The sequence below is a fragment of the Paenibacillus guangzhouensis genome, from assembly GCF_009363075.1.
Lineage (GTDB): Bacteria > Bacillota > Bacilli > Paenibacillales > Paenibacillaceae > Paenibacillus_K > Paenibacillus_K guangzhouensis.
Genome location: NZ_CP045293.1, coordinates 2,025,311 through 2,036,285 on the forward strand (window position 1 = coordinate 2,025,311; position 10,975 = coordinate 2,036,285).

Below are 10,975 nucleotides of genomic sequence, written 5' to 3' on the forward strand. Positions count from 1 at the left end.
CAACCACCTAATACCTCTATTTGTTCTGGGTTGAACGTTCATCACTTACTAGACGTCTTCGATGGTTATCCCTAGAAATACTTAATAATATGCCTGTACTTGCCAAGCACAAGATTAAGGACGAACCGCCATAACTGATAAAAGGCAGCGGGACTCCGGTGATCGGCAGACTCCCCGTTACAGCACCAATATTAAGGAAGAATTGAATGCCTATCATGATGACAATGCCCATACCGAGCATCATCTCCAATGGATTGTCACACTTCAGAGCCGCCTTGAGCCCACGCCAGAGGAATAGAAAGAAGACAAGGAGAAATACTAATGAACCCAAAAACCCAAATTCTTCACCGATCACAGCGAATATAAAATCGGTATGTGCCTCCGGCAAATAAAATAATTTTTGCACGCTTTTGCCAAGGCCAGTCCCTGTTATATGCCCATGACCCAGCGCATACAGCGATTGGATCAATTGATATCCCGCACCTTGCGAATGATCGATTGGATTCACGAATGAGATGATGCGGACAAGACGATAACTCTTACTCACAGCCAGATAAATAAATAATGGGATTAAACCTAGACTTAGTAGCGCAATATGACGAAGATTAACGCCACCAATGAATATCATCGTTCCCGCTATGCAGAATAAAATGAGCACGGTGCCAAAATCAGGTTGTTTCATGATAAGTAACAATAAGATGCCAACCGTTATGAAAAGTGGGAAAAGCCCTTTTTTGAAATCACGTATACGTTCCTCTTTCCTGCTGATCATGGATGACAAGTAGACGATTAAGGCAAGCTTCGTGAACTCTGCTGGCTGTAGATTGAACCCGCCAAGCACGAACCAGCGTCTAGCGCCGTTAATATTTGTACCGAAAATCAAGACGAGTGTTAGCATGAACAGAGCGCACAAGAGCAGGATTGGTGCTGCTTTTTTCCACCAAAAATAAGGGATATTCATGAAAAAGAACATCACAAATAATCCGATGAGCGCAAATATGCCTTGCTTCGATGCATAGTGCCACGGACTATTGTGTTTGATCATTGCGATTGGCGCGCTTGCGCTGAATATCATCAGCAAACCGAATCCTACAAGCGTCATCGTTACGAAAAGAAGCAGAAAATCGGGGCGGCCTCTGGATGTACCGCTCAATATTACACCACCTTATCCTTACGCAATGATGCGACTATTATGAAGAAGTTACTAGTTCAGATGATCCTCATACTCCTGCTTGGACAATAGCTTCAGTGTGTTGTCGATCCATGTGTAGACATCCAACCCTTGGCCTGCCGCTCCTAAGGACCAGCTTAATACGAGTTCAGCTTGTCCATCATGATTAAGATCGGGAAACTCGGCATATTCCAGACCATAACCGAAGCCTTTCAATTCCGAAAGGATGCTCCACCCTTCCTGATGATGTTTAAACACTACAGCTTGTAGTGCTTTGCCTTTCGTTCCAGGCTTCTCGTACACCACGACCGCTTCATTAATCCCGTCTCCATCCAGATCCCCATAGGAGATGTCATTGCCTTGCTTCGCTTGGATGGGGGATTGCACTTGCGCTTCATGGGGTAGTAAGCGGAGTAGTTCTTGTTTTGTTGTGTCTTGGTTCGCATCTTCACTCTTTAACGGCGGCTTGATTAAATCAGCGGGCATCGAGGGAACGCTGCAACCTCCAATCCATGATACGACAGTAAACATGCACCCTAATCGTGTGAGCTTGTTGAGCATTTTGATCTGACTCCTCTTGTTACTGTTATGACCTATTCTATCTGTGCAGACGAAGAAAGTGGTTATGAAATCGTTAAATTTTCAAGAGACTTCGGAAGGCAAGAAGATTTGAACGGTTGTGCCTTCACCCAATTGACTCGTCATCGTTATTTCTCCGTGATGCAACTTAACAATTTGTTCCGATATCGATAGTCCGAGACCGCTACCGGATGCATGCTGATCAACTTTATAGAACTTATTGAATACATTCGACAATTCCTCTTCCCCGATTCCCGCCCCCGTATCTTGAACGCGAATGAGGATGCCTCCCGGCGCGGGCTCTGCCTCAACGCGTATACGTCCATAGGGCTCCGTAAATTTGAGCGCATTATCAATCAGATTAATCATCACCTGCTTCAACCGATTCAGATCTGCTGTGATACCCGGTAATCGCTCATGAACTTCGATCTCGAACGCTATCTTCTGTCGTTCAGCCCTTGGAGCAAGCTGCTTTCCGATTTGGTGTAACAATTCAGATACTTGAACAGGGATCCGATGAAGCGTCAGTCTACCGTTGTCCAATTTTGCAAAATCCAGCAATTCGTCGACCATTTCCGTTAACCGATCACTTTCCGATTCAATAATATCAAGGCCTTCATGAAGGAGCGGATTACTCCCTCTACCATTGGATTTCAGCGTAATGACCCAACCTTTGATCGAGGTTAGAGGCGTTCTTAGCTCATGGGATACGGAGGATATGAAATCATTTTTGAGTTTCTCATTCTGAACGACTTTGGAGGCCATCATATTCAGTGTCTTCGCAAGCGAACCCAGTTCATCGCGATATCGTATATGCGCTCTTGCTGTGAAATCCCCTTCAGTCATGCGATCCGCCGCGCGTTTCAGATCTTTGACGGACTTCGTAATTGTACGCGACAAGAACAAGCTAAGCAGCGCTACCATAGCAATGACGATGATTCCGATGACCATAAGAAGGATCATGATCTGGTTCACAGTACGATTCGTCTCAGTCAAAGAAGTGGCGAATCGCACGATGCCAACGGTGTTATCCTGAGCAACGAGGGGGTATGAGACAGCCAGGATGGGTTCCTCCGTAACAGGATCTCTACCCTTCCAATGACCGACGATGCCTTGCGATGCGTCTCGTACATCTTGAGATGAGACCATGGATATAGAACTCGGTAATCCTGTGGAGTCTTGAAGAAGCTCCCCTGAAGTCGAGATGATCTGGACTTGTGCACCGGAATTTTGCGCGAACCCACGTAACAGTCGCTCCGATTGCTCCGCGAGGTCCTCATCTGCAAAATATTGTTGAAAAAAAGAAGCGGATAGTTCCCCTTGATTCATAAGAATCCGCTCGACATTATGTTGGTAGTAATAATTCACCACGACCATGAGGAAAATTTCTAAGATCAGCACGGTAATACATGTTACTAAGAGATAGCTGCCAACTAATCTTCGCTGAATACTCAAGTTCATGGACCTTCCTTCCTAAATCGATATCCGAGTCCCCATACGGTCTCGATCCAATACGGCTTGGAACCATCGTCTTCGATCTTCTCTCTCAGTTTGCGGACGTGAACATCGACCGTCTTCGGATCACCCATATAATCATCCCCCCAGACGAGATTCAACAATTCGTCTCGGGATAATGCCGTATCCGGATGTTCGAGAAAAGCTTTGATCATGTGGAATTCCTTCGGCGTCGTCTCAATCGCGATATCATGTTTGTACAGCTTGTTCGCAATCATATCAATTCGGATCGGTCCGGCTTGAAGCACTTGCCTCTGGGGCTGCGCAGTTAACTGCATGCGACGCATGATCGCCTTAATTCGGGCTACCAGCTCCAGCGGGTTGAACGGTTTGACGATATAATCGTCCGCCCCCATTTCCAATCCCTTGATCTTATCCAGATCTTGACCACGTGCCGTAAGGAACAAGATGACGATACTAGGATCAATCTCCCGTAATCTTCGACATACTTCATATCCATCGATATCCGGCAGCATAATGTCCAATACGACAATATCGGGTCTGACCGATTCAAAGCTCTGTATTGCTGCTTCTCCCGTAGAAGCCTCATGCACCTCAAATTCATGATTGATTAAATTAATCGTTACAAATCGTCTAATATTCGAGTCATCTTCTACGACAAGAACTTGATTCATCTTCGATGTATTCATAAGATCCCTCCTGTCCCATTCCCATCTCCATAGCAGTGCTGTTATTTATCTTATAATTGCTCAACTTCTACACACTGTACGATCTTCATATATCGAATTTTGTACTCTGCCTTGTTGGCCTCTCCATTAGGGTCTTTGCGTTCGATCATCTTGATCAGATCAGTCATGCGATAATTCGATTCCACGACAATCTTAATCGCAACTTCATGTCGGCTCAAATTTCGGATGGTTCGCGCCAGCGAATTTACCGAAGAACCATACTAGGTCTCAATCCTAGTTGTTGTTGTTTAGTTCCAACATCATGTCATCCAACTCCTTGTACTATACTGCATTTTATTTGTGAACGCCAAAAAAGCCCTCCTATAAAAGAGGGCACGAAGCTCATATCCGATGTTGATACAGCCCACATGTCAAACAAACCTAGCTGCTGGGAGCACCCTTAGCACGGAACTCTTCCTCTGAACAGGTTTTTTATACATACAACTTCGACTCGGACTGCTATCCGTTACCATGTTCCCTAGAGGGCTTATAAAAGCATCTCAAGAGGTCGTCCTGAAAGAAGTGGAACCGCTGACCGGCAAAAGATATCCATGACTCGATTTCCTGAACTCTTCCGGGAATTGGATGCCCATCTCTCAAGCTACGGTCAATCTTCTTTATCCAAAATGGTGCTGTGGTATGGTTGTGATCAATATGAGAATGAGATGGATATCGAAGTGGGGCGTGGGCTAAAGGAACCGATACCTGAAACCTCGCAGGTGGCCGGTGCACAATCGCTCACATCGGAATTGACCTCCTCCTCACTCTAACACTAGCCTTTGACAGCGCCAATCGTAATGCCTTTAATAAGATATTTTTGAAAAAACGGGTACATGGCGATCATCGGCAGCACGCCGACTACCGCGATTGCCATCTTGACAGTCGTGCTGGGCAAATTCGCCCCCGCCTCGCCTAACTGAGCATTAAACTTGCTTTCGGTTAAAAACTGAATGTCCGTCAGCATGCGATTCAGTATATTCTGAATGCTGAAGAGCCGGGAATCCGTCACATAGATCATGCCGTTAAACCAGTCGTTCCAATAAGTGATCGTCTGAATCAGACCGACAGTCGCGACGATTGGCATTGACAATGGAATAATGATTCTCCAGAAAATTTTGAATTCCCCTGCGCCATCAATCTGTGCCGCTTCGATCAAAGCAGGCGGAATCGTCGTCATGAAAAACGTCCGCATGAGCAGCACGTTGAAGCCATTCATCAGTAAGCCAGGGACAATAAGCGCCCAAATCGTATTTTTGATATTGAGATATTGCACATAAATCAAGTAGGTTGGTGTCAGCCCGCCGTTAAACAACAGAGTAAAAAACACGAGAAACGCTACCGTGTTGCGCCATGGAACCCCTTGCCTGGACATCGGGTAAGCGAGCATCGCAGTCATTAGCAGACTCGCTGCTGTTCCAAAGACCGTAATGAACACCGTTACCCCATAGGAACGGACGAGCTGTTGCGAATGATGCCATAAGTAGCGGTACGCTTCCACTCCGAATTTATCGGGAAAAAAGGTGTATCCCTGCCGCAGTATCGAGCCTTCGTCCGATACAGACGAGATGACGAGCAGCAGGAAGGGTAGCAGACAGGCCGCCGCAAGAGCCAGCATCGGCAGATGAAGCCAGATTTGTTTTCCTTGATTGGACGTATTCATGCTTCTCCACTTCACTCCAGTCACACTCCTTAGAACAATGCGCTGTCCTTATTGAATTTACGTACCGCGTAATTCGATAGCAGAACCAGCACAAAGCCAACTATTGATTGGTACAGCCCTGCGGCTGAAGACATCCCGATATCGCCCAAATTCATAAGTGCCCGATATACATAGGTGTCGATAACCTGCGTCGTCGAGCTAAGCGCTCCTGAAGCGAGCGGAACTTGATAGAACAGACCAAAATCGGAATAAAAAATTTTGCCGATGGCAAGCAGCGTCATCATAATGATGATCGGGGACAGCAAGGGCAGTGTAATGCTGCGAATCTGTTGCCACTTCGAGGCGCCGTCGAGTCTGGCCGCTTCATAATATTCCGGATCAATGCCGATGATCGCCGCCAGGTAGATGACGCACAGGAAACCCGCCCCTTTCCAGAGACTGATTATTGTCAAAATAAATGGCCAGTGTTGCGCCTCGCTGTACCATGAAATCTCATCCAGCCCGAGGAACGGGAGTACCGTTTTGTTAAGAAAGCCGGTTTCCATACTCAGCAGGGAGTAGGCCAGATAGCTGACGATGACCATTGAGATCAGATGAGGCAGCAAGAGCACGCTTTGATAAAACCGTGACATAAACCGACTGCGGATTTCATTCAGCGCGATAGCGATGCCGACCGCAAAAGTGGTATTCAAAATAATAAAAGCGAAATTATAAAGAATGGTATTGCGTGTAATAATGTACGCATCTTCTGTTTTGAACAAGTATTCGAAATTGCGCAGGCCAACCCAATCGCTCCCAAGCAGACCTTTCGAGAAATTGTAATCTTTAAAAGCGATTGTCAGCCCGAACATCGGCAAATAGTTGTTAATGAGCAAATAAGCCAGGCCCGGAGCCATCATGAGCAGCAGCACGCCGTATTTGCGCACACTGTTCTTGCGGCGGAGCCGGTAGGTCGGTTCCATATTACTCCCCGCTTTCCGCACTTGTTGCTAATGGTTGAATGAGCCGAACCGGGCCGAGCAGGCCGGACGGCTCCTGCTGAACGAACTTGGAGAACCAATCCTGCTGATCCTTGGCCAGCGTATTCGTCACTTCAATGGTAATATCGTTCATCCCCTGCCGCCAATACTCGGATATTTCCCATACGTAAGGCGCGCACAGCCGAACACCTGCGGACTGTCCGTTCACCCACACTTCCGCTGTCTCATATACGCTGCCAAGATCAAGCCATAGTGGACTTAGTGATTTTTCGCCAGTCGTTGGGACGGATGCATTCGCTGTCGGGTCCAAGATCCCTTGTAGTTGACATTCATACTTGAACGTGCCGGAAAACCGAGGCAGCAGTTCGCGCGCGCTCATATTTTGCAAGTTAGTCAATGTTCCCCAGTGCTCGAATGAAGGATACGACTTCGCAGTGGACAGCGACACCTTCCATTCCGCAGGCTCCACGACGCGGCTTGTGTTCACGGACGCTGCAGCTTCAGCGGATACAGCAGCGACAATTGGTTCAGACGATAACGCAGACCATGCTACCGCAGCCGAAGTGGCGATATGCCCCGCCTTCCTCGGGCGAATCGGCAGTACGGTTTCATCTCCCGTAGAAACACGGAGCAAAATAACCGACTCGTAAGCGCTGAGCTGCACATCAACTGCAAAACGCTGGGCAGCCCCCTCGCCAACCGAATCAGCCTGTTCAATCAGATCAACCGGATCGAGGGTATTGCCAAAGGCGTCATAACGCAGCCATACCCCTTCACCAGGGAGGGTGATGCGGGTCGCAAGCGACTGATCAGGATGCTCATTGAACAGCATCAGCACCTCCAGTCCATCGTGACGGTATTGATAGGTCCGAAGGTAAGACTGCTTCTCACTCGTCTGCACCTCATACATGCCCCGCTCCCGAAGCATGCCGGACAGCGCAAGCAGCGGCACAGCCTCAACGTTCGACTGCTGCGCCAATGCCTCAAGCTGCTCCGCATGGGGAACAGCCTGACTTGCCCGCGACGGTAGCGCATCGATGAAGATGACCGTCAAGCCAGAAGCGGCAAGCTCGCCGAGCTTGCTGATCAATTCGATCGGCAGCGCCTCGGCATACGGAATAACGAGGCAGCGGTAGCGTTCCTGATGAACCGCCAGTTCCCCTGCCTGTACCGTCGCCTCCAGTAGGATGTCTGCCGGCAGCACGTCGCAATCGATCTGATGTTGCTGCAGCTCCTTGACCGGCTCCTGGAACAGCATGGAATTGCCTGACCATTCAGCCTCTGCGTGGTAGAGAACGGCGGCTGTCGCGATATGCTGCCCATCGTTGAACAGATGACACAACCGGTTCGTATATTGATTGAGCAGGCCGTAATATCTGAACTGCGGGTTATGCCCCCTCGCATAGAAATGCGGCGGGCAGTCCCAATCGGGGAATTCCTTCTGGGAAAACGCATGTGGCACAAAATGATTGACCCCTCTGACCAGCATATGGTCGGTCAGCCATTTCATCAGCTTCAACCCTTCCGCCCAGCCGTAAGCGCCGAATATTTCACAGAATGTCCGTCCCTGCTTGCGCGGATCGATATGGCCGAGCGATGCGGCCAGCTTGGTCATACCGTAATGAAAGAAGACGCTGTCTGTTTCGCCGCCCATCCAGGAGAAGGACATTTCATCAAATCCGGGCACGATCTGCCACAGAACGACATCCAGTCCAGACATATCCTGACCTTCAAGCGCGCGGAAGAAATGTCCGGCTCCGCAGCCCAGTCTGGCGTGGACATTGTTGTCCTCCATCAGATGACCGATATAGGCGACACCGCGTTCCTGGCACCAGCTTCCGATCCGGCCGCTGAAATGCTCGGCATACAACTTGCTGATCACATTCATATAGGCATAGCGGACAGCGAACGTATGCGGCCCTCCCTCATGCCACAGCAAAGGAAGGTGATGCCGCAGGTCGGGACCATACTCCGCTTCAAGCAGTTCCAGCAGATCATCCCGCCAAGGCAAAGCCATACTGGCATTGCCCAGACCTGAAGCGTAGTCGTAACCTGTCTTGCTATTATAAAAACCAGGTTCATCTGAGAAAAATCCGGCGAACGTCTTGCCGAAATCATCTTTATAGCGCGCATAATAGGCTTCGTATACGTTATCGATCAGAATTTGCGTAGATTCGGGCACAATCGGGTTCAAATAATCTTTGCGACGTTCATCTCCCCCTTCACGGGTGACGACGAACAGACAGATCGTCCAGTACCCTTCAGGGACGGGCCAGTAAAGCACGCCATCCTGGACGGCAGCTCCCAGGTCAATAGGGATAAACTCACCGTCCATCTTGCCTGTGGATGGATCGCGCCTGGCCGCGGCAGCACCGACAGGCCTCGCTCCGTCCAAGACCGACCACGGGCGCAACAGGAACGAGGCTTCGGGATCAGGCCCCCTCGCATCGATGCGACGCTCCGACAGAAATTGCCGCTGATGCTCTAGCGGCGCCTCCTTCACCTTGCCTGTCGCGTTGCCCGTTGGAAAGTGATCATCATCGAATACCCAGATCTGCATGCCATGGCTACGAGCTTCGTCCATAATAATGTCCATGTCCCGCCACCATTGCGGGCCTAGCATATCCGGATGCGGTCTAGATTCGACGCATACCGCCCGAATGCTCGCCTTCCGGATACGGGCGAGTTCCTCGCGGATGACGCTTTCCTCTTCTCCGCGCTGCCAGAGGAACGGCAAGATATAGTTCCGTTCCTCACCACTCAGCAATTGTTGCAGCTTGCTCATCGCACACCCTCCGACTTCGCCCATTCATCCAATTGCCGCTGTTTCTCAGCAATGACTTTATCGATACCCGCAGCTTTAAGCTTTTCAATTAATTTCGGAAGCTCTTTGTCAGGGTCTACTGCGCCTGTTTCAAGCACCAGATAATATTGCGATAACACGTTGGAGACGGCAGCGATTTCTGTCTTGACCGATTCAGAGTCCATCGTAAAACCCATCGCCTTCGATTTAACCGCTTGTTCGTTGAACTCCTTCGTCTTCTGCCAGATTTCAGGGTCCTCCCCTTCAAATACGTAAGCGAGGAACTGATTGCCGAACAGCCAGCTCATATTCAGGTTATAGCCGTTCGTCAACATCGTTACGCCTTCAGGGTACTTGATGATGTTATCGGATACTTTGACATAGTGTTTGCCCTCAATGCCCCAATCTATCAGATTGACCAATTCAGCATCCCCGTACAACAGGTCGAGGAACTTCATCGACGCTGCCGGATTTTCCGCTTGCCGTGGTATTCCCCACATGATGTTCAGCGTATCATCTGTGATGGATACCGGTGACGATAGTGTAGCGCTGATCATCTCTTTGCCTATCGATCTGGATTCTTGGGCGTCAAAGCCCGGCTTCAACTTCGACAGGTAACCGAACGCCCGGTCGGCCTTTATCAGTTCAATCTGGCTGGACTTGTTCGTCGAGGCTTCCTTCATCAGATAACCAGCCTCATACCAGCCCCTCACACGCTTCAGCAGCGCTGCATACTCGGGGGACTCATAGCTGTTCACCAACTGAAGTTCGTTATCATAATTAGGAAGAACGCCAAATCCATTGTTCAAACCGTCATACCAGCTGTACCCGGTCAGATATGAGAAGCCTACCCCACTCGGGATGAGCGGAGTGATGTTCGGCTCGTTCTTCTTAATAATCTTGAGCGCTGCTTCAACATCATCCAGCGTGCGGATAGCGCTTGCATCGATGCCATATTTGTCAGCCAAGTCCTTACGCATTGTAAAACCGTTGGCTGCCGCTAAATCTCGGACCGGTGTAACACCGTAGATTTTGCCGCCCACCTTGCTTGCGTTCAAATATACGGGATCGAGCGCCTTCCTGATATTGCTGCCATATTCCTCAAGCAGCTCATCCAGCGGCAGCAGTTGGCCTCTGGACACCTGCGAACTGTAGCCGAAAGGCGAACCGACCACGATCAGATCCAGTTTCTCGTTGCTTGTCAGCATCAGATTGACCTGCTGGGCATATGCACCATAGTTGATTGGCATCAAATTGACCGAAACATTGATTTTTTCCTTTGTAATTTTGTTAATTTCCTCTTCTACTGCCTTCATATCAGGCGGCGTACCAGCCACACTCAAAAAAGCGACGTTCAATACGTCGATTTTCTCTGATTTGCCTGTCGGCCCTTTCGCTTCAGAGTCGTTCCCCAACTTTTTTTCTCCTCCATTGGAACCGCATGCAGACAAAAGCAGCATCACGATGGCTAAACTGATGGACAACCATGCTTTCTTGCTCATTGTGCTCCCCCCTGGCTTCATTATTTGACTTTGGCGATTGGCTTCCTTAGAGCTTTCTTCAGCCTTCTCCTGCCAT

The 10,975-nt window shown here is 49.2% G+C and carries 10 protein-coding genes; 1 reads left to right on the forward strand and 9 read right to left on the reverse strand.

Features of this window, described 5'->3' with window-relative positions; all coding sequences use genetic code 11:
* Positions 1–16: 16 nt before the first annotated feature.
* From ftsW to GCU39_RS31440, 5 genes are all read right to left on the reverse strand, one after another.
* Positions 17–1,153, reverse strand: coding sequence for a putative lipid II flippase FtsW (ftsW, locus tag GCU39_RS09185; protein ID WP_152393237.1), 1,137 nt, complete (start codon positions 1,151–1,153; stop codon positions 17–19).
* A gap of 51 nt (positions 1,154–1,204) precedes the next feature.
* A complete protein-coding gene (locus tag GCU39_RS09190; RefSeq protein ID WP_152393238.1) occupies positions 1,205–1,732 on the reverse strand; it encodes a hypothetical protein in 528 nt (175 codons plus the stop codon).
* An 81-nt stretch (positions 1,733–1,813) separates the two neighbouring features.
* Complete coding sequence (locus GCU39_RS09195) at positions 1,814–3,211, reverse strand: sensor histidine kinase (protein WP_227793508.1); 1,398 nt, start codon at positions 3,209–3,211, stop codon at positions 1,814–1,816.
* Entirely contained in the window at positions 3,208–3,915 is a 708-nt protein-coding gene (locus tag GCU39_RS09200; RefSeq protein ID WP_152393239.1) for a response regulator transcription factor, read from the reverse strand. The genes GCU39_RS09195 and GCU39_RS09200 overlap by 4 nt, the downstream gene beginning before the upstream one ends.
* Positions 3,916–3,965: 50 nt before the next feature.
* Positions 3,966–4,133 (reverse strand): hypothetical protein, encoded by a 168-nt coding sequence (locus tag GCU39_RS31440; protein WP_193726837.1) that lies wholly within the window; start codon positions 4,131–4,133, stop codon positions 3,966–3,968.
* Positions 4,134–4,505: 372 nt separating this feature from the next.
* Between GCU39_RS31440 and GCU39_RS09205 the strand changes: the two genes are divergently transcribed.
* Positions 4,506–4,724, forward strand: a complete 219-nt coding sequence (locus GCU39_RS09205) for a hypothetical protein (protein ID WP_152393240.1) — start codon at positions 4,506–4,508, stop codon at positions 4,722–4,724.
* 2 nt (positions 4,725–4,726) lie between these two features.
* On the opposite strand, the gene GCU39_RS09210 is transcribed toward GCU39_RS09205, so the two are convergent.
* The 4 genes from GCU39_RS09210 to GCU39_RS09225 are packed head-to-tail and all read right to left on the reverse strand — an operon-like array spanning position 4,727 to position 10,899.
* Positions 4,727–5,614 (reverse strand): carbohydrate ABC transporter permease, encoded by an 888-nt coding sequence (locus GCU39_RS09210; protein WP_152397156.1) that lies wholly within the window; start codon positions 5,612–5,614, stop codon positions 4,727–4,729.
* 29 nt (positions 5,615–5,643) lie between these two features.
* Positions 5,644–6,576: an ABC transporter permease gene (locus GCU39_RS09215; protein WP_227793509.1), complete on the reverse strand. Its 933-nt coding sequence runs from the start codon at positions 6,574–6,576 to the stop codon at positions 5,644–5,646.
* A gap of 1 nt (position 6,577) precedes the next feature.
* Entirely contained in the window at positions 6,578–9,379 is a 2,802-nt protein-coding gene (locus GCU39_RS09220; RefSeq protein ID WP_152393241.1) for a glycosylhydrolase-like jelly roll fold domain-containing protein, read from the reverse strand.
* Positions 9,376–10,899, reverse strand: a complete 1,524-nt coding sequence (locus GCU39_RS09225) for an ABC transporter substrate-binding protein (protein ID WP_152393242.1) — start codon at positions 10,897–10,899, stop codon at positions 9,376–9,378. The genes GCU39_RS09220 and GCU39_RS09225 overlap by 4 nt, the downstream gene beginning before the upstream one ends.
* Positions 10,900–10,975: the final 76 nt, after the last annotated feature.

Coding starts and splice junctions, on each gene's coding strand:
- GCU39_RS09190 (WP_152393238.1), bottom strand. CDS start 1,732: ATGCTCAACAAGCTCACACGATTAGGGTGCATGTTTACTGTCGTATCA.
- GCU39_RS09195 (WP_227793508.1), bottom strand. CDS start 3,211: ATGAACTTGAGTATTCAGCGAAGATTAGTTGGCAGCTATCTCTTAGTA.
- GCU39_RS09200 (WP_152393239.1), bottom strand. CDS start 3,915: ATGAATACATCGAAGATGAATCAAGTTCTTGTCGTAGAAGATGACTCG.
- GCU39_RS09205 (WP_152393240.1), top strand. CDS start 4,506: ATGACTCGATTTCCTGAACTCTTCCGGGAATTGGATGCCCATCTCTCA.
- GCU39_RS09210 (WP_152397156.1), bottom strand. CDS start 5,614: ATGAATACGTCCAATCAAGGAAAACAAATCTGGCTTCATCTGCCGATG.
- GCU39_RS09215 (WP_227793509.1), bottom strand. CDS start 6,576: ATGGAACCGACCTACCGGCTCCGCCGCAAGAACAGTGTGCGCAAATAC.
- GCU39_RS09220 (WP_152393241.1), bottom strand. CDS start 9,379: ATGAGCAAGCTGCAACAATTGCTGAGTGGTGAGGAACGGAACTATATC.
- GCU39_RS09225 (WP_152393242.1), bottom strand. CDS start 10,899: ATGAGCAAGAAAGCATGGTTGTCCATCAGTTTAGCCATCGTGATGCTG.